Below are 24,305 nucleotides of genomic sequence, written 5' to 3'. Positions count from 1 at the left end.
TTCTTCAGGAAATGCCCCGTATACGTGAATGGCCCCATCGGACTGTTGCTCACCATATAGCCGATTTCGCCCGCCGGATAAGCAGCCGGATGTGTACCGGAGAAGTTGATACAGTACGAGTAATAGTATTTGCCGTTGTACTTATGAATGCCGGAATCTTCGAACATGTACGGCGCGTCAATCGTGACGGCGCTGCCGTTCAGACTGATCATATCGGCGCCCAGCTTGATGACGCGCGCTGTCTTCGGACTCGCAACGACCGCCGCATCCGACGTATTCGGTATTCCCCCGCCCATATACAGATAGCCGGTTCCGTCATCGTCCACCAAGGCAGCAGGGTCGAACAGCCACGTCACCCCGGACATGCCCGGCGTACTGCCCGTGACGAGTGCTTTGCCAAGCGGATCCGACCACGGGCCGACCGGCGAGTTGGAGGTCAGCACCCCGATGCCCGATGCGCCATTCGCAAAGTAAAGGAAAAACTTATCCTGTCCGTTTATCGTTTTGCGAGCTACGGAAGGTGCCCATGAGAGCGACGCCCACTTGGCAATTCCCGCTCCATTGTTAGCATTATTGAGTCCGGCTACCGGAATCGATCCGTGGTCCGTCCAGTTCACCATATCGGCGGACGAGATCACGTTGATTTTATTTAATGCGCTGAAATCATTGTCTTTGATCGTTCCGTCGTTGTTGTACACATACGCATCACTGGACATGTATACGTAGACTCTGCCGTTATAGACCAGTGAGAAGGGATCCGCCCCTAGCTTATGGTCCATTAGCGGATTCGAATTTCCTGGCGTTTTGGCTAGCGCATTATTGGCAGCATACGCAGACGCTAGAGGAAAACAGCTGAGCAGTAATGCAAAAGCTAATACGAGCGTGCTTAACTTTTTAAACTTCATTCTTTAATCTCCTCCTAATAGAAATCGTTTTCGCTAACCCGAAACATAAGGCTTAATCGTAGTTGCGGACTGCCCCCTCCCTTCGCTGCTTCAGTATAATACAGGTGAATCAACTCAAGCTTAAAGCGCTTTCTTTTCCAGTGGAATAGAATTATTTGTGAAATTGGTTTGATTATTTGGCCGCTCCCCCTCACTACCTCGAATTGGGTTTTGATAGCATAACAAACCCCGATCACATTCGATCGGGGTCTGAGTGATACGCTATTCCATTCATCTACCACTACTAGTCATCCACCCTGTTTCTCTGCATGAGCCTGTTGAATAGGATGACCAGTCGATTATAGATATGATACTTCTCCATCATTCGGTGTACAACAACGGTTAGAACGATACCTATTAGCGTGCCGGCAATAACATCCGTAGGATAATGCTTTCCTACCCAAATACGGGAAAAGGATACGATCGCGGCGCATCCTATAAACACGCATCCAATCCGTCTTGAGAATAGAACAAACATCATCGCAATAGCGAAAGCCGCCGCGGCATGATCACTCGGAAAAGAGTTGCTGTCCATGTGGGGCAGCAATAGATTCACATCGTGGGCAACAAAAGGCCGTTCTCTGAAATAAAACTGTGCGATCCCTCGACTGAACATGACGGTCGTTCCGACTGCCAATACTGCATATAGAGCCATCTTCCGGCGAATGAATAACATGAAGACGAGGCTAAGACCAAAAAAATAATCGCCCTGATCGGCAGCACTAACAAAAAGGTTGCCGAGAACCCCTTCATCGTCGGCAGCATCATTAATCTTTCTGAATAATCGATAGTCCCACTCCAACCAATCCAAATGGTTTCCCTCACTTGATTGTTAAATGATGAACCGAACTTTATCATACAACTTATGTGCCAAACCTTGTCAAGGCTTGGAAACAACGTCTTCTTCGTTCTGCATAAACAAATCGCGGCGCATCGGTCATGCTCGACCGGGTACGCCGCGATTTGTTCGTTCTTGCTTATTCAGCTCTCTTAACTCGTGTACATCACGTTGCCGATCAGATAGGTCACACTCCTGCAGAGTCGAAAACCGCGGTTTCCAAAAATAACAAATTAGACTATTATTAAATTAGATAAATATCTAAGGAGTTGTCGCCCATTGATATCCGTTCTTCCTGACAGATGGGAATCTACAAACCTCGCATTTCGTAGATTATCTGAAAACGAAATCGAAGAGGTACTATTCTATGTAGACAGTCAGTCTATTAACCTGTGGGATGGCAATGAATATAATGCAAAGCGAATCGAACATTGGATTCAAGATGGCGACTTGCCCCCAGGAGGAAATAAACAAAATTATCGGCTGTTTACAGTAAGACGTATGAATGATAATGAATTAATAGGGATTTTAAGCGTGTATCATGGATATCCCAAAATTGATTCAGCTTATCTTGTCTTTCTGCATATAAGTAAGGAACAACAGGGCCTTGGTTTTGGTCAAGAAGCGCAAAGTCAATTGTGCACCGAGCTCAAGAAACAGGGATATACGAAAATCAGGGTAAATGTCGCCGTTAAAAACTGGCCTGCAATCAGGTTTTGGACAAAAGCAGGGTTTAACGGAATAAGCGGAATCTACGGAGACACGGTTCATTCGGAAAGCACGTTTGCTAACTTGGAATTAATCAAGTTATTTTAAGCAGTAAAGCCCAGCAGCATACAGAAAGGACTGCCATAAAATCATTTTACAATGACTCTGTGACAGCCCTTCTTCGATTGCATGGATTATTTCGCTGCTGCTGCGGAAGTACGTACTTGCTCGCTCGCTTTCAGAGCGTCAAGAACGATTTTGCCGAAACCGGAGCCTTTTACGATATCTTTTACAGATGGTTTACCTGGGTACATTGTTGTTCACCTCCTTGTCTTAGTATCAGACGTTGGGTACAATGGCTTCCGCCTATGCATCGACTCGCAAATACCGCAGCAATTCATCGAACGACGTCTCATATATCCGCTCTGCGCGGCCGTTGTTTTCCCGCTCGCCAACGGGTTTCGCAAACTTCGCGTACAGCTTGTTGAGATAGGTATGATCCGCCTGTACGTGAAGCCGTACCCTGGATAGGTCGCTTCGCTCGTTCATAACATGACGCGCCCAGACTCCGAACCCTCTATAGAACTCCAAGCTGCTTCGATACTCAGGCGTTACAATCGCCGAATCAATGAATACCGTATTATCGCCTTCCTCATACCGGTATAGGATGAACGCCTGCAGCCTGCCGTTCTCGTCATCGAATAGCATGACACGGCTATTATGCAGGGAAATCATCAAGTGAGCTACCGCTTCGTGAAACGTATACTGGTCATCGAATTGATGGCTTTGCGCAATAAAATAGCTGACAAACCTCGCATAATCCCGATCATGCCTGCATGATGTTGCGTAGAGACGACTCACTGCTGCTCCCCCTTCTTGGCTGACTGATATGTATTGGTCACACCTGCGCCCTGCGCGTGAACTTGGCCAAGTAGGCATTTAGCAACGGCAATGTAACCCTGTATTCGATGACCGACTCCCCTATGCTTGTCCGCAGGGCGAACTTATCGAACAGCCTTGTCGAATCCCCATCCGTTTCTGTCCAAAAGACGAGCTCTTGCACCTCTTCATTAAGCTCGTTCAGATGCTCCGCGAGTGTCTGCAGTCCTTGAAGAAACAGTGTCGTGCATCGATACGATGGCTTCAGATAGGCTACCTGCAGCTGTACGATATGTCGATCCTTGTAATTTTCTTCGCCAGTGCCATGTATATAGCTGAATGCCCCGATAGCATCCCCCTCTTCATCTAAGCAAAGGAAACACTCCTCCCCTAACAGGACTGGGCTCGCGATAAACCCGAACGCAATCGGAAACGAGTACGGCAGCCTCAAATCCTCATAATAGGTTAATAAAAAGTCCATATACTTACGTTGATACATCTCCGTTGAGCAAACATTAAACGATTCGTACATGGCACTCCGACTCCTAGTTCTTTTGCTCTATTATAAGATAGAATTTCCCAAAGGACTATTAAACTTCGTTAATTTTTCCCTTTTTTATCGTTTTTTCGACAGTTACATATGTATGCTCCTGCGGAAGCATTCACTCAAAATAAACAAATCCACTGCCTCATGAGGCAGTGGATTCATATGAATTTAGCAAGTTCGGCCGATCAGGTCTTTCGAATAATCTTCCTCAACATAGAGGGTTTAAAGAATACGCTGGAGGGACGAGTCAAATTCATCACTTGCGCTAACCGCAAATAGACCGAACTGTCATGGGCGGATGCTTGATATATTTTCTTGGTGAACCACTTTTGCAGCCCGATCCCGAAGGGCCTTGCTCCGGTTATGCCCGGATGTCTATAGGCTTCGACGAGAGCCATGTTCCAAGGGTCGTCGGTAAGTGCAGGCAGCATACTCCAATAGTCTCTTATGGCCGAATCCATCGTTTTGTCGGTTAAGTTACGGCTAAGCATCACATGAAGGAGTTCCGCCTCCATCGCCGCTACCGTCATGCCTTGGCCGTACAGCGGGTCGAACCGGCAATACGAATCCCCGATCATGATGATACGTTTAGGAAGCTTATTGATGATATCCTTCCGCTTCCTGGATTGAGAGGAAATTTTATAAATTTTTAGATCGCTGATCGGGGTGGCATTTTGAACAAAATGGTAGATATCCGGTTGAGGAAGACTCTTCGCAATCTGTTCGAATTCCTCATCCGTACGGGGAGGCCCTTTCAAGTATCCTCCGAGCGTAACGCCAATTTGTTGGTTTTCGAAAGGGATGACTACCCCTGCATAAGGCAGTTCCGGCAGTTGAGCCGATATCATCAGATTCGTCCATCCGCGGTCAACCCCATCCGTTCTATAAAAGCGGGTTGCATAAAATAATTGAATAGGCACGCCTTCGCTCGCATCCGTATCCAAATTCAACCATTTTAGCATTTGAGCGCCCGCTCCGCTTGCTTCAACGACCAAATCCGCCATGATCGTTTCTTCGCCGTTCGTCGCTTCGTTCCGCACCTGAACCCCCTGAACCGTATTCCGGTCATCGGACAGGACAACACCGGCCGCACGGGTACTATACTGCAACGCTACATTAGGAATCCCCTCTACCCGCCTGCGAATATGGTGTTCAATAAATGGTCTTGTTTGCTGTACCATTCGGATCCCGCTATGGAACCGCTTCTTCCACTGCCCGAAATGGAACCACTTTAGATCACCCGTAAAATCGGTAACGATGCTGCCGTTCTGAATCATTTCATCCATAATGCCGGGAAACATGACTTCCAGAGTCTTCTGTCCGCGTTCAAGCAAGATGTGAGAATGATGGCTTTGCGGAACCTTGTTCCGAGGCGTCGAACCTTCCGGGGCAACATCCGCCTCGACTATGATAACTTCGCTAAATACGTCAGCAAGCACTCTCGCCGCAAGCAGTCCTGCAATACTGCCCCCGATGACGACCGCCCGCCCCAATCTATTTTGCGACATTTTGGGATAAGCCTCCACAACTGTTCGAATTTCCATAAATTATAGCATGGAATGCAATCAAATAGCCGTGAGATATCGCCGTTGCCCCGCAATAGCACATCTGAACAGCACTATTTCTTCGTCACATTAAAATTGTCTTCAATCAACAGCCAGTTCTGCGGGAAGCTGAGGCCCAGCTTCCAGTAACTGATGCCGCGCAAGCCCAGCTCCTTCAGCAGATCGAACTTCGCCTGAATCGAACGAGCATCTTCGAACCAGACGACATGCTCTTTGCCTCTGTTGTCCCAATAGTTAAAATGCGGCGCTTGCGCCTGCGTATCATAGAGAATCGCAGCGTGATGTTCGCGAGCAATATCAATCGCCTGCTGCGGACTGACCGCCTTGGCGTAGGCGCCGCCCTGTACAAAAGGAAGCGTCCAATCGTAGCCGTATAAATTTTGGCCCATCATAATTTTCGACGCCGGCATCTCGGTCAGCGCATATTCGAGTACCTGCCGTACCGGTCCAATCGGAGACACCGGCATGGGCGGTCCTCCGCTGTAGCCCCATTCGTATGTCATGATGACGACGAAGTCCACGATCTGCCCGTGCGTGTGGTAATCGTGCGCCGTGTACCATTCCCCGGCCTGCGTCGCACTCGTCTTCGGAGCGAGCGCCGTCGAGATCAACAGCCCTTCCCCGTGAATGCGGTCAGCCGCCTTGCGCAGAAAACGGTTGTACGCCTCGCGGTCCTCGGGACGAAGATGCTCAAGATCAAAGTGAATATCGCGGAATCCCTGCTGCCTAGCCGTCCGAATCACCGTGTCCAGCAGCCGATTCTGCACCTGCTCGTCATTAAGGATGACTCGCCCGAGATCAGCGCTGAACTGGCCATTCTCCAGATTGGTGACGACCATCATTAGCACCGCTCCGGACTGGCGTGCAATTTCCCTGAGACCGCCCAGCGGAGGCGGTTTCAGCGTCCCATCCCGATTGATCTGAAAGCTGAATGGCGCGAGATACGTCAAATGCGGCGCAGCCTCGCGGGATGCATTAAGAAGTGCCGGCGCTACGCTGTTGCCGCGCGGCTCGACATACGCATTAATCTCTGCCGCCCGCCGCGGTCTCGGCGGAATATACAGTCTCATCCCTGGCGTTAAGGTCCCGCCTGTCGGAATTTGATTCACCTCCGCCAGCCGCTGAGCGGTTGTGCCATGCGTCCGGGCAATGCTGGTTAACGTATCGCCGGGCTGCACCCAGTAATACGATCCGACGATCGGAATGACTAAAGTTTGTCCGACGACCAGTGTCTTGGACGGTGATATTTCATTCGCTTCCGCGATAGTTGCGACAGGAATTCCATACATTTGCGACAGCTGATAGAGCGATTGGCCGGACTGTATGACATGAATTTGCATAGCAGCCTCCCCACCTTATCGATACGTCATGAAACCTGCATCTCTTAATGCGTATTCAACGGATAAGGCGTTAGACCATTATTCAAACACAAAATCCACAACCTCATTCGGTTGTGGATTCGTGATGGTCCCTTAAGGATTAACTAGCTGCCATTGCAGGTTCGTACTAGTGTCGCTGCTCCACAGCTTCAAGTCAGAGCCGCTCGACCAATTGCCGCCGCCGTCCAGATAAAGACTGGTCGCAACATTTTTAATCCTATAATTGCTGCCGGCAGCTTCGAATACCCATCTTTGATTGCTGCTGGTGCTGTTGCTCCACTGTCCGCAGATGGAGCCGGCTGCGGTGAGGCCCATACCGTCAAGATATAAACCCGTTGCGACATTTTTAATTTTATGATAGCTTCCGTAAGATTCGATTACCCACCGTTGATTATTGCTTGTGCTGCTGCTCCATTGGCCTGCATTGGAACCATTCGTTGCGCGGCCCAGGCCGTCGATGAACAATCCTGTAGTCACGTTCTTCAATTTGTACGTACCCGCGATTCCCGTGGAGCCCGTAGAACCCGACGAGCCCATGCCGCTCATGATGGCATCAATGATTCCCTGCTGGGTTACAGCATAAGTAGACCGGTTAAACAATCCGAAACCGTACTGTCCGTTATAGCCATTATCCCAATAAACCGGTACGGAGCTGTACTTTTTGGCCGTTGCGCTTACTGCTTTGGCAAATGCGGCACGATACGCATTATTCGCTGAATCAAAAGCCGTCTTATCAATGGAACCATATTCACCGATAACAACAGGATAGCCTTGCACGACAAATTTGTCATAGGTAGACTTGAGTTGAGCATCCATATAATCTTCCTGTCCCCAGGTTGATTTTTTGGAAGCGTTGGTCGCTGTCGCCCCCCATTGCGTTATCGTTCCGGACTCCTCGCCGCTGAAATCCCAAGGCGAATAATAATGAACGGAGACCATGATTCTTTTCTCTGAGCTCGGAATGGCGGATGATCTATTATTGTCTGTAGGAAGAACGAAACCGTAATTGCCCGCCGTATAATCAATGTTCGTATTCCATCCCGGAACAAGAAGCCATCTTGCGCTGTTATTTCCTCCGGTTTGTCTTACCGTATCGACGAAAAGTTGATTATAGGCATTCAGATTCGAGTAGTACGCAGTGTTAGGCGTGCTATAATTGCCGTCAAACACTTCGTTCATCGATTCGAATATGACATGCTCATCATAATTTACAAACGTATTGGCGAGCTGCTGCCATACTTTTTGGTATTTGGCTTTAATCGTCGTTTGATCGCTCGAATTGACCAACAGCCAAGAGCCGGCAACTGAATTGTAACCGTCTCCGTGAATATTAATGACGACATATAAGCCCTCGTTGTAGGCGTAGTCCACGACTGTTTTCACCCGGTTCAGCCATGTTGAATTAATCGTGTAATTCGGTGCGCTCCCTAAATAATTCAAGTACGACACAGGAATACGGATCGTTTTAAACCCTGCAGCCTTTACTTTCTGAATAAGCGCCTGTGTTACGGCAGGGTTGCCCCAAGCCGTTTCACTGGGTGTACCGTTGGAATTCGCTTCAAGCTGGTTGCCTAGATTCCAGCCCGCCCCCATCTCAGACACAACCTGTGAAGCATTCAATTGTGTGAAATCAGCTGTTGTTGCAGTTGCTGCCGATACTGCTGTAATCCAACCGGAAATAACAGCTGTAACGATCAATGCTAAAGCTAAACAATAGACACTGAACTTCTTAACTCTCGACAACATGCATAAAACCTCCGTTTTTTTGTTTTCTCCTTGTGACACGAATGGAACGAGCTGAAACCGTCCGACAACGACTCTATTAGTTCCCTCCTTTCAACGGTGCACGATGATTATAGCAATGCTATGGCCAAATTTTTACCCCAGAAATTGTAACAAAAATCATATAACAATTATTGAAAGGGCTTCCAAAATCAGCAGAGACCCTTGATCGATTTACCGCTGACGATCTAATCCGTTAGGGCATACACCCACTCCCTTATCTCCGCTCCTGCATACAATGCTTTAGCCCATCAATTAAGGAGTGACTAGATCATGTCATTTTTCCCGCCTCCACGGCCCCCAGGAATCCCAGGGTTCCCAGGTCAATCGGGACCTCCGGGATTTCCAGGACCGCCGGGACCGCCAGGATTTCCAGGGCCACCGGGACCGCCAGCACAGCCAGGGCCTCCGCCGGGAGTCATGGCACCTAGCTCACCGCCGCCAGCATTCATCCCTCCACAGCCTGCGGTTACACCCTTCGCTGTTGATCCAGGAGCGATCGCTGGTTGTTTGTTCCGGAATACGTACATTTGGCTCAGGAACGGAAGTCAATTCTGGTTTTTCCCGGTATTCGTAGGGCGAACATCGGTATCGGGGTTCCGGTGGAACGGACGGTTCTGGATGTATACGGGGCTGAGCTTACAGTCCATTCAACAATTTACATGTGTCTAAACGAGCACGATAAAAAGCTCCGTTCCACCAGGAACGGAGCTTTTTTCGATGATAACTGGAATTATCCTACTACAGATTGGCGCTCGAATAGCGCTGTGGCATCGCACTCAAGCATCAAGTTGCCCTCGGTACACATGATTGCGGCCTCTGTTCTTGGCCGCATACAGAGCCTTATCGCAAGCGGAATAAAGCACATTAAGCCGCGTCTGCTGATCCGGGACTACAGTAAGAACCCCTATGCTGATTTCATAAGGCGCAGGCAAGCCTCGGGCAGCGGCATCCCCCAGTGACTCTTGTATCTTCCCGATCAGCCGATCAGACTCGTTCTCATTCTTGCCAAGCAACATGAGACCAAATTCATCCCCGCCATAACGGACGAACAAAGCTTCCATGTCTAACTGACTTTTGATTTGCGAGGTCATGTCCTGCAGAACCTGATCTCCGACGATATGCCCGAACGTATCGTTGATATCTTTGAAATTATCGATATCGAACAGAAGAAAGGAAATCGGCATTCCCTTCCTTGCATGTTCCGAAAGGCGGCGGTCCGCTTGCGATGCAAATGCCCTGCGATTCAACGTATTCGTCAAGTCATCATAGCTGGCCAAACGAATCAACTCTTGGTCTGATTTCTCTTTTAATAACAGGACGAATCCCGAATTCTCCACTATCATCAATAGAAACAGTGACAAAACCATCAAAGTCTCGTAAACTCCCGGAGTAAACGTCTCTAATTGATTGTCGGCTAACAGAGAAAAGACACCTTTAAGACAAGCCATTGCAAATACAAGCACATACAGACTGCCTGTAACTCGCATGAGCAGCGTAGAACCTCTACTTATCATCCGATAAACCGGAAACAGAATGACCGTCGTCACGACAGAAGAGTATGCCACTCGCGCGCTTTCTTGGTTATAGAAGAGCTCAAGCAGCAGAAACCCGGCAATACTTAGTGCTGCGAGAGAATAGTACATCCGCTTGGTTCTGCGGCTCAGCTCCTCTTGAAGACTGCGCAGGGCCATTATCTCGCAAGTAGCAGCTATAAAAAGCATCGAATTAATTGATAAGAGATAGAACAGGCTGGGATGATCGGGCCGAAGCGCTGAGCCCAGCCATGCGACGGACTCCGTACATTTGCCGATCAAGAAGATGTGAAGTAATTTATTTCTCGGTTGGCCATACCAATACGCACCTATTAGAATCGAAGTAAATAAGTGTCCGAGTCCAATCAGTACAAAGACGGTTTTCGTATCTAAATGCAAACTCATTATTGTTTTCCACCAATTTATGAGGAATTTAAAATTATTTCTCACTATTCTCGAACTCATTTATGAGTATAACACATATAATACCCGTGTTAGATTGATATTGCTAAGATAAGAACATCATTCAACACCACCACTCGCATGCGAACTGTCTCCATAGTTCCATAATTAACGCATGTTAAAATGTGCCCATAATTACCCTTAATTACAATTCAAAAGATGTAATTGTATTTAGACAAACACCCGCTAATATAGACGATAATCCCACATCCAATTTGATTCTTTTCGATCATGCAATCACATCCTATTGTTGGTATATTTTAGAAATCAAACAAAAGGAGATGATGATTGATGAATATCAAAACTTTGGCTATCAGCACATTAGCCGCAGCAGCTTTACTGGTTGGAAGCACGACGATCACTAACTCCATTTCTACCCCTACCGCTGAGGCCGCTCAACAAACGATAACCTTAAAGCCCGGTCAAGTGTATGACACTGGCGGACTGGTAACCATTCTTTCTGGCTCGTTTTTTATCGCTATCGATTTTAATAGGTATGTTCATGCTTTACAGCCCGGTACAGCACTCGTCAATGTATACAAGAATGGAGTTAATACTCAATACAACGTACTCGTAACCCAATAAGATTCAGCGGGCATTATTAGCAGACTCCCTTGGAACGCGCTCACGGTAATGCCCTTTCTATATCCTCTATCAAGCAAAATCCACAACCGCATGCGGTTGTGGATTCGTGTTAACTTATTCACTAATTTCAAAATAGGCGACTGCGTTCTCATTCACTACAACGACCTCAGTAGCCGAAAGCGGAATAACCTGAGAAGAGGAAATGGTCCGTTGATTGATGACCAACTTAAACCTTAAATTCCCCTCGGCATCCAAGGCATGTACAGTACCGCCCTGAGTAGAAATATAGACATTACCGTATAAATCATGAACTAAAGTGCTTCCGAAGAAGTTATATCCACGGCTCTCTTCTAACTTAGGCAACTGATAAGTCCACAGTGCCTCTCCAGTATCAGGATTTACTTTCTGTAAGGTTTTATCGCCATTCGTTACCCGAAACATTTGTCCGGATTGCGTCTGCGATTCGGAAATTTGCTGCATTTCGCCTTCGACAATCCGATATACCTCTCCTTGACCGATTATCGTTCCATCGTCCAGCAACATAATATTGGCGAAGCGACCTGGCAGCAACCCGATTAATTCCCCTTTCGGGTCAAGAACAACCAGGTGATTCGCATACGACAGATAAAGATTATTAGCTCCGTCTGCATGAATTTCCAGAAGCTCATTAAAGGCCGATTCCTTTTCACTGCCTTTGGTCCATTCCGAATGTACCCAAAGTCTATTCCCTTGCGGGTCGTATGCGGCAAGACCTTCGGTTGTAATAATTATTAAATTTCCTAGTTTATCTATGCTAGCCACGGGGTGCAGAAAATCCATTGAAGGTATTCCGTCCACCTTCACAAAAGATACGACATTCAATTTGGTATAAAGCGGTATGCTCTTCCAGACTGTTGTCGTATCTTTACTTGTAACCTTATACCCCTTATCAACTGCAACAGCATCGATCGCCGAACTAGCTAGTGGACCGTTTTTTTCGAGCGGCATTTCCTTAATTACGTTTCCGGCATGGTCCATAACTTTCGCATAATTAGAATTGGTAAAGAGGAGTTGATCCTTCGGAACAACAAACCCTGTATATCGCACATAAGGGCTCTCATCCTGGAAGGACCATTTCAGTTTCATATTTCCTTGATGTTCAAGCATTATAGGCTTTCCACTGTCATTCAGAATGGGAAGTTCGGTTGTGACATCAACACTCGGATTTGTGATCTCCACGGTGCGGGTATCCTTATTCCAATTAACTGAAGCCCCTAACGCCTCGCCAATGAAACGAATCGGCACATAGACACTATTCTTTTCGATAAAAGGCGCCGTTGATAGAGGAATAGATTGATTATTCTTGTGAGCCGTTGTCATGCCAATCTGAAGCTCGATGGTTACACTGCCCTTTTCCCCTAAGACCTTCTTCTCGCTAGGCAAGTAAGTAACCTTGGCGTGAAGGGACTCAAAAATTAAACGCATTGGAACAAAGATGCTTCCGTTCTTGCTAATCGGAGCCAGATCGGATATAAGCTCTTTCCCGTTTATAGCAATATGAGTATTCGTATTCGCCGAGGCCGTTTGGTGAAAAGTTGGAACTAATAGGGTGATCAAGAGAATGCCCGCTGCAAGCTTTCTAAGCCTCTTTCCCCTTCTAGGATTGGAAAACATATAGTTCATCTCCCCAAAATTATTATTCCTTAATATAACATTCTACCCCATCTGCCATGTTAATTCTACAACTAGTGGGAGATTACAATTCATCCGAATTCAGTAAATGACGAATATATAGCTATTATTGATCGTGATTACTAGTTATGCATTTACAATATGAATCAATATAAAATAGTACAATCCTCGCATAGCCAGATGTGCGCTTGCAAAGACGCCCTTCCGGCGCCTACGGAGTGCGCTCCGTTTATTCCCGCAATATTTGCTTGGCAGTCCTGCGTCGGTGATAGTTAGCCTTCAGGATAAGATAAAACAACTTCATCCTATACGGCGAGGAGAATACCTTCTCTTTGAAATAAGAAAACGCCGAACGGCTTCCCCGCTTCGTGTTGCACTCCATGCAGGCAGCTAGTAAGTTGTGAGGAAGATCCGAGCCACCTTTGCTTGAGGGAATAATATGATCGACGGTCATACCGGGACACCCGCACCACAGACATGTGTAACGATCGCGTTTCAGTGCGGCTTTCCGATAGCCACGAAATAAAAAGGGGTTGTATAGCAATTGGATGGTCTGCTCGTCTATCCAGACGGCACGGGCTCTATTCACTTCCCTCCAAGCCCGGTCAAGCACACATGGGGTTAGACTTTGGCCATCCACATTGAGCACGTTAATCATCATCGTTCATTGCCTCCCAAGGCTGCTCGTTCCTACTAAAACGATTCCTTGTGGCTAGGATTCCTTCAATACGATGCGGTTACTCAAAACGGAAGAACAAACAAAAATCCACTACCCTCATGCGGCAGCGGATTTACATGGTGGAGGCGAAGCATGGCTGTGTAAAACCACTTTTCGCCGAAGTGCGAAGATCAGAATGTTGCCTAACTGCTCATCTTTTCTTAGCCCGATATTGTTGAGGCGTGACGCCGACGACTCTCTTGAACAGGTTGGAGAAACTCCCCAGGCTTGCATAGCCCACTTTCTCCGCAATATCGCTGATCTTGTATTCCGTCTCCTCCAGCATCCGCCGCGCTTCCTGGATCCGTTCCTGAATGATGGCATCCGATAAAGACAGCCCCGTCTCCTTCTTGAACATCCGCGATAAGTATGCGGGATTCAAGTAGACATGCGATGCCAGCTCATCCCGGGTAATTTCCTCGCCGATGCGCGAACGCACATATTGTCTGATCTTGGCCACGACGGTGGAGGACACGCTGTTGCTCGACTGCAGAAGCCGAACGGCCGCCCTGAAGCATTCCCTCGTCCAGTCCTTCAAGGCAATCGAATGTTTCGGGTAATTTTCTTTGTCCGTCAATTGCTTTAACTCCGCCGATCCATGCAGGGATAGCCCCTTCTTAGCCAGCACGGCATTGATAACAAACAGAACGCCATGAATCAGCTGGCGATGAGACTCCTCCGTCCAGCCGTCCGTTTTCCCCTCGCCGAACCATTGCCTGACGCGCCGGTCCAGTTCCTCGAATTCGCCGAGTTCCAGTACGGTTGCCCATTCCGTGAATACGTATAAAGGCGCCGCGGCCGGCATCGGCTGCGTGGAGTGATGCATAGGCACCTTCCCGGGCGTGAACACTTGCCGGGACCGGCGGATGTTGCGCTGCTCCCTCTCCGTTACGTAAGCGTAGGCCCCGACAATTTCGGGCAGCAGTACCGGCGGGCTAATATAGATGGACATGGAGCAGTGAAGAAGCCGTTCGCACTCGCTAAGAAACTGCCGGCAATTATGTTCGAGCGCACCGCCGACGGGAGCGCCGTCATTCCTTTCATAGACGATCGCTAGATTCAAGCTCGCATGGTCCTGAAAGACGACGCCTTCCAACCCTCGAAGCACCAACTCCCCGGCCAAATTGCGGAGCGCGTATTCCATAATGGCTTCATCCCGCGCGCTCAGGTTCTCTTTCCATTGCTCCAAGCCCATGAGCATGAGAATATAACGGTCGCCGGGACGAAGCTCCAAGCCGTATATCTCCGCCGATCTTTGCAGCGAGGTGGGATGCAGAGACGAACGCTGGCTAAGAATGTCCTGCCAGAAGCGCTCGACTAGAAGCGGCAGCTGGTGATCCCATTTTCTCTGATACCCGTGCATCAGCAGCTCGAACTTCCGTTGCTCTTGCTGTCTGCGGACTTCGGCTAGCGCATCCGATGCTGCCTTGTTCAATTGCTCGTAGTCGACAGGCTTCAACAAGTAATGAAAGGCGCCGAGGTGAAGAGCCCGCTGCGCGTATTCGAAATCCGCATGGCAAGTGAGCATGATCGTTACGGTATTAGGTGAATGCTGCTCTGCCCAAGCGAGTAATTCCAGCCCGTTCTTCCCTGGCATTTCGATATCGCAAATCAACAGATCGACTTCATGCTGCTCAAGCACCTCGACCGCTTGCCCCACGTTCTCCGCAAGACGGACGTCTTCAACGCCGAGCACTTGCCAATCCACGCCCTGCTGCAGTCCAATTAACGCGAAGTATTGGTCATCGACAATCAGTACCCGGTACATACGAAGCTCCCGACCTCCCTGTTATCGGCATTTTCAGCTCCACGACTCCCCCGCCCTCGGGATCGTTGACAAAAGCGAGCGCAGCCCGCTCCCCATAAAACATCGTTAATCGTCTGCGCACGTTCCATATTCCAAGCTGGCGGTCCGTCGGCTCTTTCTCGTACAAGCCGCCATTCAATTGCTCGAGCTGCTGGATATCGAACCCCGGGCCGGTGTCGCTAATCCGGATTACCGCGTACCGTACGCCGTCGTTCCCGGTTTCCCCGTTCACCGAGATGGACACGGCAAACGGCTTGACGTTATTTACGAAGCCATGCTTTATCGCATTCTCCACGAAAGGCTGCACCAGCAGCGGCGGAACGAGCATGTTCTCGAATTCCTTAGGGAACTCCTCATGAAAGCTCAGCCTGTCCGGATACATGACCCTTTGAATTTCCATATAATTGCGAATATGATTCATTTCTCCCGATAACTCGATCCATGTATCGTTAGTGCTCATGATGAATCTGAAATAAGAAACGAGATGGCCGATCATCTTCTTGATGAGAGCGTACTTCTGCAGATCCACCAGATGATAGACGATGTTCAAGGAGTTCATGAAAAAATGCGGATTAATCTGCGCCTGAAGATGCTTCAGCTCCGCTTGCTGCACCTTCATTTGCTCTTCGTAGATGTCGATCTTGAGATCGCCGATTTGTTCGGCCATCCGGTTGAACTGTTCGGTTATTAATTGAAACTCCTTGGACTTGCCTTCCTTCAGCCGGTATTCCAGCTGCCCCTTGCCAAGAATGCGCATCCCGCTCGCCAAGGAGTGAATCGGCTTGAAGACGAGCCGGCTCAACAGAATCAGCAGAATAGCCAGAACGACGATCACGGCTATAGGAATCCCCTTAATGACCCGTTGGAACAGCGGCAATTCGTCCAGCAACGACTTCTCGTCCAACAGAATGAATACGCTCAGATCCGAGAAGAGAGACGGCTTGCCGACGAACAGATAGTCGTTGCCGTCGGCCAGTCGTATCGAATTGCTGGCGCTATTCGACGGGCGGTCCAGAAGGCCCCGGATGCCGGCAAGATCCTGATCCGAAAATTTCCCCCACAGCAAATGGCTGTCCTTCGAAATGATGCCGATCTTCTCGTCGCTGCGCGCGGACTCCAACTGCGTTAATGGCTGTGCCAGGGCATCGATACTGATGAGCGCGCCGATGAGCAGCCTTCCGCTCTTATCAGGCAACGCCTTATAGAGCACCGGCTCGCCTCCAACGTTCACGATCTCCCACTTCGGGGTCGTCGGGTACCGGGAAGACGCGAGTCTGGACGAAAGCCCGGATCGAATGACGTCCTTTTCGTGGTAATACTCCTTCTGGCTGCTTAAGTACAGCTCATCCCGCTCCTGATGATAGACGAACACCGTGCGGATAATCGAGTAGTAGCTGACATCGCTGTACCACTGGTCCATTAATTTTCGCAAGGACACGTAATAGCTGACGCTGTCCGGGTCGCTCTCCGAATACAGCTCGAGCAATATACTTTCATTGGCCGTGCGCGTCAAATACGTGCTCGTTTGCTCCAAAAGCTCGTCGAGAGAACCTAAATGAAGAGACAGCGTGTCCGATGCCGAGTTCGCTACTTTCTCGCGAATGACGTTCGCGGAATAAATGTTGGTATAGTACAAGAACAAAAAAAGCGGCAGAACGAGAAGCAGAACGAGAGCGCTTACTTTAAATCGCAACGATAGTCTCACAATCTCTCTCCTCCGCCTGGTCTTGATGTACGCGAATGGCATGAAAGGGGGAAGACATTTTCCGTCTCCCCCCTTGCCTATTTAGGACTGTTTCGCTTTCCACTCATCATATTGCTTCTGCGCTTCCGCGACGATCTTCTCGATGCCGTTCGCTTTGAGCTTGGCGTTGTACTCGGCGATCACCTTGTCGGTGTCCAAGCTGCCCGTCTCCAGAATCGGACGGTATTCCTTGATGATATTGTTGACAATTGACACTTCGGTCTTAACAGGGTCGGTGTTGAAGCTGAAGCCGAACGACTTGACCTTATGAGCCCGATCGTTGTACGCCTTGAATTTCTCCCACTTATCCGCACTCTCGCCTTCCCACAGATGCGTCAGCATCTGGTTGCCGAACATCCACTCGACGCCCGGTGCCCAGCCCGTATCCGTACGTGTCGCAACGCCGTCTGGCAGCTTGATGAAGTTGTCTTGGCCGTCCACCTTCACATATTGTCTGCCTTCCACACCGAAGTCGATCAGATTGATCAGTTTCTTATCGGTATGGAGCAGGTTGAGCAGCATCATCGTCCGCGCCGGATCTACGGAGGTCCGGCCGATTGCCATCATAGAGTTACTGATGCTGGCGGTGCTGAGCTCAGGATCGTTCCCGACGAGCTTGACCAGCTCGACGCCGGTGGCCAGGGAATCTTCCTTGTCAGAATCCGGCTTATCGGAACCGAACTTCATCCAGGTCTTCCCGGCTTTCAGCGCGTCTTCCGCACTGGTCTTGGTCGTGGCGGCATCCTTGTTGATATAGCCCTTCTTGAACCAATCGTTATAGAGCTTCAGACGATAGATCGTCGCTTCGGAATCCATCGTACTGACGATCATTTTGTCCGTCTTCGTATCGAGCACGATACCGCCCGGCGCACCGATGACCAGCTCGTAACGGAAGTTTTCCTCCATGCTCTTCTTCGTTTTGTCGAAGTAAGAGAGCGTGTCCGATCCGCTGCCCGACAGCCATATTGGAGAAAGACCAGGCTCGTTCTTCTTGATCGTCTCCAGCCAAGGTTCTAAGTCCTCCAACGTATGAATGCTGTTAATATCGAAGCCGTATTTGTCTACTAGATCTTTGCGCAGCATAATCGTATGACTTTCACCGATTTCCTTGTTCGTCGGAATCGCATAGATCTTGCCGTCGACCTTGCCGCCTTCGAGGAATCGAGGGTCCAGCGAGTCCGTGATACCTTTACCATACTGGCCCAGCAGATCGTCAAGCGGCAGGAATGCGCCTTTGGCCACGTTATTGGCGAAATCCCCCCAGCTTGGGGCGAACGTCAAATCGACCTGTTCTCCCGACTGATACGCCAGCGCCATCTTCTCCGACCAGGATGACCATGGGAGTCCTTGGAAGTCGATCTCGGCATTGATTTTTTCTTTCAAATATTTATTGATTTCCTCTACGACCGCCTTGCTGTCGGGTTGAGGGAAGTTTCCTACCGTGTACACTTTAAGCTTGCGGAACTTGGCAATATCCGGATTGCCGGCAACGGCATCACCCGATGCCTTGTCTTGCTCCTTCACAGAACCGGAAGGTTGTGCGCCTTTATCGTCGTTATTGCCGTTATTGCTCCCGCATCCGGAAATCACTAACGTCAACACGCCCAGCAAAGCAAGCGCAGTGCTCCACCTTTTCGCTGCCTTCATTTTGTCGTGCCCCCTAGTCATATTATTGTATATTCTAACCGGCCAATTGGCCAGAGTTAGACAGGTACAGGTTCAGCCTTTGATGGCCCCGATCGTCAGACCCTTCGTGAAATATTTCTGGAAGAAAGGGTAGACGAATAGAATCGGACCGATCGAGACGACTACCATCGCCATGCGAAGACTTTCCGTCGGTACCGCTTGCTGAATCAATAACCCGACCCCGGTTCCCGCTAACTGAGTCTTGAAGAACTCCGCCTGGCGGATCATCTGAATCATGACGTATTGCAAAGAGTACTTGTCGGTATCGTTAATGAACAGCAAAGAATTGAACCAGTCGTTCCAATAGATCAGAGTCGTGAACAATCCGATTGTCGCCAGCACCGGCAGCGAGATCGGAATGACCAGCTGGAAGAAAATCCGCCACTCCGATGCGCCGTCCAGCTTCCCCGACTCGATCATCTCCTCCGGCACCGTCTGTTGGAAGAACGTTCTCGTGATAAAAATATAGAAGGCGTTGGATAGGCCGGGAAGAATAAGCGCAATCAGCGAATCTCTTAGGTGCAAATAATTGGTGTACAGCAAATAGAACGGAACGAGCCCTCCGGAGAACAGCATCGTAATGAGCAGGTACATATTGAATGCCCGTTTGAACGGAAAGTCCTTGCGATAGATCGGATACGCATACAACGCGGTGAGCAGCACCGCGAGTACGGTTCCGACAAGCGTGACGGTCAATGTCACGCCGTAGGCTTTGATCAGTGTCGTCGAATTCGTAAACAGATAGTGATAAGAAGACGTATCGAATCGTTCAGGCCAGAACTTATAGCCATGGAGTGTTAACAGTTTCTCGTCGGACAGCGAGATGGCGACGATCAAAACGATTGGAAGAATGCACACCAGGCTCATCAAGATAAAGAAGAAGTGGATCACCACGTTCGCCGTTCTGGGCAAGGTTTGATAGGGTTTCGCATGGTTTGCTTTTGTCATCACAATTCTCCTTTAGAACAGCGCGGTATCACGGTTCAATCTTCGTGCTAATCCATTGGCTCCAAGGACAAGGAAGAAGCCGACAACGGACTGATAGAAATTCGCGGCGGAGGACATCCCCAAGTCGTTGAGCTGAATCAGCCCCCGGTATACGAACGTATCAATGACATCCGTCGTGGAGCGCAGCGCACCGGAGTCGAGCGTTACATGGTAGAACAGACCGAAGTCAGAGCGGAAGATGCCGCCCAGGTTCAGAATCGTCAGGATGACCATCACGGGGGTCAGGAGCGGAATCGTAATTCTTGTAATCTGCTGCCATTTGCCGGCTCCATCCATGACGGCTGCTTCATACAGTTCCTCGCTGATACCGGTAATCGCCGCCAAATAGATGACACTTCCGATACCGACGGAATGCCACATCTTCGTCAACCACAGAATGTACGGCCACGCTTGCGGATGCATGTACGGGTTAACCGAATCGTATCCGAATAAAGGCAGCACATGCTTGACCACGAATCCGTATTCCGGATGCAAGAAGGCATACACGATGTAGCTAACGACGACCATGGACAAGAAATTCGGCATAATCATGACCGTCTGATAAAATTTCGATGCGAATCGGGCTCGCACTTCATTCACGGCGATCGCGATCGCGACGGAGAGCAAGAGGCCGGATAGGATGAAGACGACGTTGTATCCGATGGTGTTGACCGTTACGCGCCAAGCATCCGAAGTGGTGAAGAGAAAGCGGAAGTTATCCAGCCCCACCCATGGACTTCCAAGAATCCCGTCGACGTAGTTAATATCCTTGAAAGCAATAATGACGCCGAACATCGGAATATAGCAATTGAGCAGAAAAACGATCGTCGTCGGCAAAAGCATAAGCAGCAGCACGCGGTACTTCACAACGTTGCGCGCGAACCGGGCGATGCTGCCCTGTCGCCTCGACTGGACAGGAGAATGGGTCACATTCACGATAGAAGGATTAGTCATGGCATATACCTCTTTAGATTCATCAGGATTATGACCTCATTATATCGGCTGGCCCAGCAGGTTCTCTCTATCGCAGGTGACCTGATTTATTCGATCGTTACTTTTTGACGCAATCCTGGTAAAGTACACGGTGAAAGAGACTCCATCGCTAATCGATGGAGCCTCTGAACGAACGGATTAAAACGGGATCTTTTATGGAGAGAATAATTCAAAGAAACGGAGGAGTTAATATGGTTTGGGTCGGTATGATATTGACCGCTTTAGTTGCGATTGAGCATTTTTACATTTTGATGCTGGAGATGTTTATGTGGAACACGCCTAGGGCGAGGAAGGTTTTCGGCACGAACGAGGCATTTGCAGAAAGTACAAAATCGCTGGCGGCCAATCAAGGGCTTTATAATGGATTTCTGGCTGCAGGCTTGCTTTGGGGGCTCATTCATCCCGATGCTTCGTTCGGACATCAGATTCAATTGTTCTTCCTTAGCTGTGTAATCGTGGCAGCTGTCTACGGCAGCTTCTCGGCGAAGAGGTCGATTTTTTTTACACAAGGACTTCCGGCTGTATTGGCCATGTCGGCTGTTCTATTTTTACAGTAAGGTTAAGATGCTCTTCCCCAAATGAACGCTATATTTTATGCAAATCAAGAACGAAGACGGCTGCTACGATAATGAGAGATACCAATAGGAATACAGTCCCGAACGTGTGGAGCCCCGTTGCATACAAAGCTGCCGAAGCCGCAATAAATATGACCAGTTTAAACGCTGTCCTCATAGGGTAGGAGAAGAAGGGGATTGTCGCTTTTGGAGAGAGAAACAATCCCCATATGATCATGATGACCAGCGGCACAGCCCCCGCTAACATGATTTTGAACGATACCACTGTCTTGAAATGATAACCCCAATAGCCCAATGCGCCGAACGCGACCAGCTCAAGCAGAAAGAATGCGGTGAGAATCACGTTATTCCCTATCGATTTCATTTCCAACCTCTTCTCAGTTAGTAATTGGGGACAGTCGGATTATAGAGCATGAAGGAACCGATCGATCCCAGATGACCCCAAGCATTAAACTTTTCAGTAAAAGGGAGCATGCGGACTCTCATCAGTCCGAGGCCCAAATCGATTCCTGATAATCTTTTATTCCATTGCTTCATTCTGACAAGAGTGTCCTTGCCGATGAGATGCCCCTCTTCTAACGCCTTCATAAATTTCAACAAATCCTCGGAGGTACTTACCGTTTGACCGCCGGCATAAATGCTTTTGAAACTTGGATATTGGCTGTATGATAAGACTGTTCGGGAGCAACAATCCTATCCCCTGCCTGCCCGAATGCCGTGTTCCAGTGAAGTCTGCGTGTATCGGAATGGACTAATAGATATACATTTTTTTAAGCTTGCATTGGATCGAACCAGCTTCTGTAGACGCTCTTCAATTGCCCCTTTGGTTTCTTCTTCGTTCATATTACGGCAATTCCTCCTTCGTCCCTTGTTTCATGCCAGACTGACCATTATCCCTTATATATGGATTTAACTTTCATGTTCAAGCGCATTGTCCTGCCTAATCTGCTTTAATGACTATGATAAAATAGATGTATACATTCACATTGGAGGAGGATTACACACACATGGCGGATGTAATGTTTTATCGAGACGAGGCATTGCCTTTCTTGGAAGCAAAGCGATGTCGGAAGAGCGACTTAGCGTACCAGAAACATTTTCATGAGGAACACTCAATCGGATTAATAGATGAAGGCGAAACGCAGGCGTGGTGCGACGGCATGTTATGGCGTGTAGAATCGGGAAGAATGATCAACTTTCCGCCGCACATGCTCCATGCTTGTCAACCTGCTGAGAATGCCAACTGGAAATATAAAATGTTGTTCATTAAGCCAGAATGGTTAGAACAAATTGAACTGCCTCCTATCAACAGACTCCAAATTCCGTTTTTACTAGAGGACGGGAAGAACAAAGCTTGCAGTAAACTATTCAACCGAGCTATGGAAGCCCTTGTCCGTAATGAATCTTCCCTGGAGATTGAAACGGCATTAATTGAACTCGTGCACATGCTCATCATTAAGCATGAATCCGACCTTGAGCACGAATCATATGGCACGTTGGAGCAGAAGTACGTCAAGCGAGTCAAGGAATATATTCACGCCCATTACAAGGATCGGATTACGCTTGAAAAGCTGGAGCAAGAGACCGGAGCCAGCCGTTATCATCTCATACGATTATTTAAGAAAAGTACGCACTTGCCTCCCCATGCGTATCAGAATCTGCTGCGCATCAATCATGCCAAGATAGAACTGAAGAAACGGCGGCCCATTGCCGAGATAGCCGTTGACACCGGTTTCTATGATCAAAGTCATTTTACGAAAGCTTTTGCCAAAATAGTAGGTGCGACGCCTCAGACTTACTCGCTATCCATATAGAATAGAGCAATTTTATACAATCCTCTTCTTGGGTCTCGATTGTACACTGAGATCAGACGTCAAGAGGGGGACAACTAGATGATGACAAATGTTGATTTAGAAAAACAATTCACGGAAACAATGAAGTCCATTGCCCGGCGAGCAGATTTGAAGGCCTATGTCGAGAAGACGCCATCCATTTACCATATGCTGCAGCGTGCTGCGGCAAAGTATGTGACGGGAGACGATCGAGCAGCCGGTCTGGAGGCCGGGCGCAGGCTAGTTAATAAGGGATATTCAGTTTCCTTGGAATACATTGGTGAGAACGCGACCGATGCCCAGTCTTGTGAAGCGGCGCTACTAGAAATGAAGCAACTCATTCACAATCTGACTGAGCGCGGAATACCAGCTCGCGTGTCGTTTGACCTTTCCCACATCGGTTTATCTGTAGACGACGAATTCGCGTTCAAGCAGTTGGAGGCCTTAGCGGAACAGACCCAGCGGACGGGTATCGAATTATTCATAAGTATGGAGGAATCCGCCAAGGCGGATGCAATTCTTGCGATCTATGAGCGTGCGGCAGCCATCTATCCGAATATTGGCATCACATTGCAAGCGCATTTGCACCGCACAACGCAGTACATGAATGACTTGCAGGCTGTTCCTAGACGTTTACGCCTCGTGAAGGGGGCCTATCAAGAGCCGGAACAGCTGGCAATTTCACGTTCTGACGCTCTCAACGAACGCTATTTGTTTCTCTTAGGGCAATCCATCGATAAGGGACATCGCGTATCCATTGCCACCCATGATGAGCGCATCGTAGATGAGGTGATCAATCGGGGATGGGCCCTCATGCCGGGGGTAGAATTCGAAATGTTATACGGAATCCGACCGGATCTGAGCAGCAAACTGAAAAGAGCAGGCTACCCCGTTCGCATCTATCTAACCTATGGCCATGAGTGGTACTTGTATTTATGCCACAGGATCGCCGAGTATCCGCCAAATCTATATCAAGCCGTTATCGACATCGCGTCTGATAAACCGGTTGATTCCGTTATGGATTATATGTAGCGCTTATCCTAAAGCGATATGTCGATGAAAAGCAAA

At 48.8% G+C, this 24,305-nt stretch carries 23 protein-coding genes; 6 read left to right on the top strand and 17 right to left on the bottom strand.

Annotated elements, in window-relative coordinates; all coding sequences use genetic code 11:
- Together PKO01S_RS23835 and PKO01S_RS23830 are read right to left on the bottom strand one after the other, a co-directional pair.
- Positions 1-905: family 43 glycosylhydrolase (locus PKO01S_RS23835; protein ID WP_164779735.1), on the bottom strand; the 905-nt coding region annotated here is incomplete at its 3' end.
- 283 nt (positions 906-1,188) lie between these two features.
- A complete protein-coding gene (locus PKO01S_RS23830) occupies positions 1,189-1,755 on the bottom strand; it encodes a phosphatase PAP2 family protein (RefSeq protein WP_127533948.1) in 567 nt (188 codons plus the stop codon).
- Between the two features lie 306 nt (positions 1,756-2,061).
- Between PKO01S_RS23830 and PKO01S_RS23825 the strand changes: the two genes are divergently transcribed.
- Positions 2,062-2,598: a GNAT family N-acetyltransferase gene (locus tag PKO01S_RS23825; RefSeq protein ID WP_246070705.1), complete on the top strand. Its 537-nt coding sequence runs from the start codon at positions 2,062-2,064 to the stop codon at positions 2,596-2,598.
- Positions 2,599-2,856: 258 nt separating this feature from the next.
- On the opposite strand, the gene PKO01S_RS23820 is transcribed toward PKO01S_RS23825, so the two are convergent.
- The 5 genes from PKO01S_RS23820 to PKO01S_RS23800 all read right to left on the bottom strand — a co-directional run bounded on the left by PKO01S_RS23820 (position 2,857) and on the right by PKO01S_RS23800 (position 8,606).
- Positions 2,857-3,351, bottom strand: coding sequence for a hypothetical protein (locus tag PKO01S_RS23820; protein ID WP_127533947.1), 495 nt, complete (start codon positions 3,349-3,351; stop codon positions 2,857-2,859).
- A gap of 37 nt (positions 3,352-3,388) precedes the next feature.
- Positions 3,389-3,901 (bottom strand): hypothetical protein, encoded by a 513-nt coding sequence (locus PKO01S_RS23815; protein WP_127533946.1) that lies wholly within the window; start codon positions 3,899-3,901, stop codon positions 3,389-3,391.
- Between the two features lie 200 nt (positions 3,902-4,101).
- On the bottom strand, positions 4,102-5,424 hold the full coding sequence (locus PKO01S_RS23810) for an NAD(P)/FAD-dependent oxidoreductase (protein ID WP_127533945.1): 1,323 nt from the start codon (positions 5,422-5,424) through the stop codon (positions 4,102-4,104).
- Positions 5,425-5,534: 110 nt separating this feature from the next.
- Complete coding sequence (locus PKO01S_RS23805; protein WP_127533944.1) at positions 5,535-6,821, bottom strand: glycoside hydrolase family 18 protein; 1,287 nt, start codon at positions 6,819-6,821, stop codon at positions 5,535-5,537.
- 132 nt (positions 6,822-6,953) lie between these two features.
- Complete coding sequence (locus PKO01S_RS23800; protein WP_127533943.1) at positions 6,954-8,606, bottom strand: cellulase family glycosylhydrolase; 1,653 nt, start codon at positions 8,604-8,606, stop codon at positions 6,954-6,956.
- A 309-nt stretch (positions 8,607-8,915) separates the two neighbouring features.
- On the opposite strand from PKO01S_RS23800, the gene PKO01S_RS29465 reads away from it, so the two are divergent.
- Positions 8,916-9,314 (top strand): collagen-like protein, encoded by a 399-nt coding sequence (locus PKO01S_RS29465; protein ID WP_246070704.1) that lies wholly within the window; start codon positions 8,916-8,918, stop codon positions 9,312-9,314.
- Positions 9,315-9,421: 107 nt separating this feature from the next.
- On the opposite strand, the gene PKO01S_RS23790 is transcribed toward PKO01S_RS29465, so the two are convergent.
- On the bottom strand, positions 9,422-10,627 hold the full coding sequence (locus PKO01S_RS23790; RefSeq protein WP_164779734.1) for a GGDEF domain-containing protein: 1,206 nt from the start codon (positions 10,625-10,627) through the stop codon (positions 9,422-9,424).
- A 303-nt stretch (positions 10,628-10,930) separates the two neighbouring features.
- On the opposite strand from PKO01S_RS23790, the gene PKO01S_RS23785 reads away from it, so the two are divergent.
- Positions 10,931-11,224: a hypothetical protein gene (locus PKO01S_RS23785; RefSeq protein ID WP_127533941.1), complete on the top strand. Its 294-nt coding sequence runs from the start codon at positions 10,931-10,933 to the stop codon at positions 11,222-11,224.
- A 114-nt stretch (positions 11,225-11,338) separates the two neighbouring features.
- Here PKO01S_RS23785 and PKO01S_RS23780 read toward each other — a convergent pair whose 3' ends face one another.
- From PKO01S_RS23780 to PKO01S_RS23750, 7 genes are all read right to left on the bottom strand, one after another.
- Positions 11,339-12,877 carry a stalk domain-containing protein gene (locus PKO01S_RS23780; RefSeq protein ID WP_164779733.1) on the bottom strand — a complete coding sequence of 513 codons (1,539 nt, stop codon included), beginning with the start codon at positions 12,875-12,877 and terminating at the stop codon, positions 11,339-11,341.
- A gap of 247 nt (positions 12,878-13,124) precedes the next feature.
- Positions 13,125-13,556 (bottom strand): HNH endonuclease, encoded by a 432-nt coding sequence (locus tag PKO01S_RS23775; RefSeq protein WP_127533939.1) that lies wholly within the window; start codon positions 13,554-13,556, stop codon positions 13,125-13,127.
- Positions 13,557-13,764: 208 nt separating this feature from the next.
- On the bottom strand, positions 13,765-15,381 hold the full coding sequence (locus PKO01S_RS23770) for a response regulator (RefSeq protein WP_127533938.1): 1,617 nt from the start codon (positions 15,379-15,381) through the stop codon (positions 13,765-13,767).
- On the bottom strand, positions 15,356-17,125 hold the full coding sequence (locus PKO01S_RS23765) for a sensor histidine kinase (protein ID WP_164779732.1): 1,770 nt from the start codon (positions 17,123-17,125) through the stop codon (positions 15,356-15,358). The genes PKO01S_RS23770 and PKO01S_RS23765 overlap by 26 nt, the downstream gene beginning before the upstream one ends.
- An 81-nt stretch (positions 17,126-17,206) precedes the next feature.
- A complete protein-coding gene (locus tag PKO01S_RS23760; RefSeq protein ID WP_164779731.1) occupies positions 17,207-18,811 on the bottom strand; it encodes an ABC transporter substrate-binding protein in 1,605 nt (534 codons plus the stop codon).
- A gap of 72 nt (positions 18,812-18,883) precedes the next feature.
- Complete coding sequence (locus tag PKO01S_RS23755) at positions 18,884-19,798, bottom strand: carbohydrate ABC transporter permease (RefSeq protein WP_127533935.1); 915 nt, start codon at positions 19,796-19,798, stop codon at positions 18,884-18,886.
- A gap of 12 nt (positions 19,799-19,810) precedes the next feature.
- Positions 19,811-20,791 carry an ABC transporter permease gene (locus tag PKO01S_RS23750; RefSeq protein ID WP_127533934.1) on the bottom strand — a complete coding sequence of 327 codons (981 nt, stop codon included), beginning with the start codon at positions 20,789-20,791 and terminating at the stop codon, positions 19,811-19,813.
- A 230-nt stretch (positions 20,792-21,021) separates the two neighbouring features.
- Here PKO01S_RS23750 and PKO01S_RS23745 point away from each other — a divergent pair, with 230 nt between their 5' ends.
- Positions 21,022-21,387 carry a DUF1304 domain-containing protein gene (locus tag PKO01S_RS23745; RefSeq protein WP_127533933.1) on the top strand — a complete coding sequence of 122 codons (366 nt, stop codon included), beginning with the start codon at positions 21,022-21,024 and terminating at the stop codon, positions 21,385-21,387.
- Between the two features lie 28 nt (positions 21,388-21,415).
- Here the strand turns inward: PKO01S_RS23745 and PKO01S_RS23740 are convergent, their stop codons facing one another.
- Both PKO01S_RS23740 and PKO01S_RS23735 read right to left on the bottom strand, forming a co-directional pair.
- Positions 21,416-21,769 carry a YrdB family protein gene (locus tag PKO01S_RS23740; protein ID WP_246070703.1) on the bottom strand — a complete coding sequence of 118 codons (354 nt, stop codon included), beginning with the start codon at positions 21,767-21,769 and terminating at the stop codon, positions 21,416-21,418.
- 17 nt (positions 21,770-21,786) lie between these two features.
- Positions 21,787-21,993: a hypothetical protein gene (locus PKO01S_RS23735; RefSeq protein ID WP_164779730.1), complete on the bottom strand. Its 207-nt coding sequence runs from the start codon at positions 21,991-21,993 to the stop codon at positions 21,787-21,789.
- Between the two features lie 419 nt (positions 21,994-22,412).
- Between PKO01S_RS23735 and PKO01S_RS23730 the strand changes: the two genes are divergently transcribed.
- Together PKO01S_RS23730 and PKO01S_RS23725 are read left to right on the top strand one after the other, a co-directional pair.
- The gene (locus PKO01S_RS23730) at positions 22,413-23,219 is read left to right on the top strand and encodes an AraC family transcriptional regulator (protein WP_127533931.1); all 807 of its coding nucleotides are present in this window, start codon (positions 22,413-22,415) and stop codon (positions 23,217-23,219) included.
- 78 nt (positions 23,220-23,297) lie between these two features.
- Entirely contained in the window at positions 23,298-24,269 is a 972-nt protein-coding gene (locus tag PKO01S_RS23725) for a proline dehydrogenase family protein (RefSeq protein WP_127533930.1), read from the top strand.
- Positions 24,270-24,305: the final 36 nt, after the last annotated feature.

Origin of the sequence: Paenibacillus kobensis NBRC 15729, assembly GCF_004000825.1 — a bacterium.
Lineage (GTDB): Bacteria > Bacillota > Bacilli > Paenibacillales > Paenibacillaceae > Paenibacillus_T > Paenibacillus_T kobensis.
Note: the sequence above shows the minus strand (reverse complement) of the source record. Positions and strands in the feature narration are given on the sequence as shown.

Coding starts and splice junctions, on each gene's coding strand:
- PKO01S_RS23815 (WP_127533946.1), bottom strand. CDS start 3,901: ATGTACGAATCGTTTAATGTTTGCTCAACGGAGATGTATCAACGTAAG.
- PKO01S_RS23810 (WP_127533945.1), bottom strand. CDS start 5,424: ATGTCGCAAAATAGATTGGGGCGGGCGGTCGTCATCGGGGGCAGTATT.
- PKO01S_RS23805 (WP_127533944.1), bottom strand. CDS start 6,821: ATGCAAATTCATGTCATACAGTCCGGCCAATCGCTCTATCAGCTGTCG.
- PKO01S_RS23800 (WP_127533943.1), bottom strand. CDS start 8,606: ATGTTGTCGAGAGTTAAGAAGTTCAGTGTCTATTGTTTAGCTTTAGCA.
- PKO01S_RS29465 (WP_246070704.1), top strand. CDS start 8,916: ATGTCATTTTTCCCGCCTCCACGGCCCCCAGGAATCCCAGGGTTCCCA.
- PKO01S_RS23785 (WP_127533941.1), top strand. CDS start 10,931: ATGAATATCAAAACTTTGGCTATCAGCACATTAGCCGCAGCAGCTTTA.
- PKO01S_RS23780 (WP_164779733.1), bottom strand. CDS start 12,877: ATGTTTTCCAATCCTAGAAGGGGAAAGAGGCTTAGAAAGCTTGCAGCG.
- PKO01S_RS23775 (WP_127533939.1), bottom strand. CDS start 13,556: ATGATGATTAACGTGCTCAATGTGGATGGCCAAAGTCTAACCCCATGT.
- PKO01S_RS23770 (WP_127533938.1), bottom strand. CDS start 15,381: ATGTACCGGGTACTGATTGTCGATGACCAATACTTCGCGTTAATTGGA.
- PKO01S_RS23760 (WP_164779731.1), bottom strand. CDS start 18,811: ATGAAGGCAGCGAAAAGGTGGAGCACTGCGCTTGCTTTGCTGGGCGTG.
- PKO01S_RS23755 (WP_127533935.1), bottom strand. CDS start 19,798: ATGACAAAAGCAAACCATGCGAAACCCTATCAAACCTTGCCCAGAACG.
- PKO01S_RS23750 (WP_127533934.1), bottom strand. CDS start 20,791: ATGACTAATCCTTCTATCGTGAATGTGACCCATTCTCCTGTCCAGTCG.
- PKO01S_RS23745 (WP_127533933.1), top strand. CDS start 21,022: ATGGTTTGGGTCGGTATGATATTGACCGCTTTAGTTGCGATTGAGCAT.
- PKO01S_RS23740 (WP_246070703.1), bottom strand. CDS start 21,769: ATGAAATCGATAGGGAATAACGTGATTCTCACCGCATTCTTTCTGCTT.
- PKO01S_RS23735 (WP_164779730.1), bottom strand. CDS start 21,993: ATGAAGGCGTTAGAAGAGGGGCATCTCATCGGCAAGGACACTCTTGTC.
- PKO01S_RS23730 (WP_127533931.1), top strand. CDS start 22,413: ATGGCGGATGTAATGTTTTATCGAGACGAGGCATTGCCTTTCTTGGAA.
- PKO01S_RS23725 (WP_127533930.1), top strand. CDS start 23,298: ATGATGACAAATGTTGATTTAGAAAAACAATTCACGGAAACAATGAAG.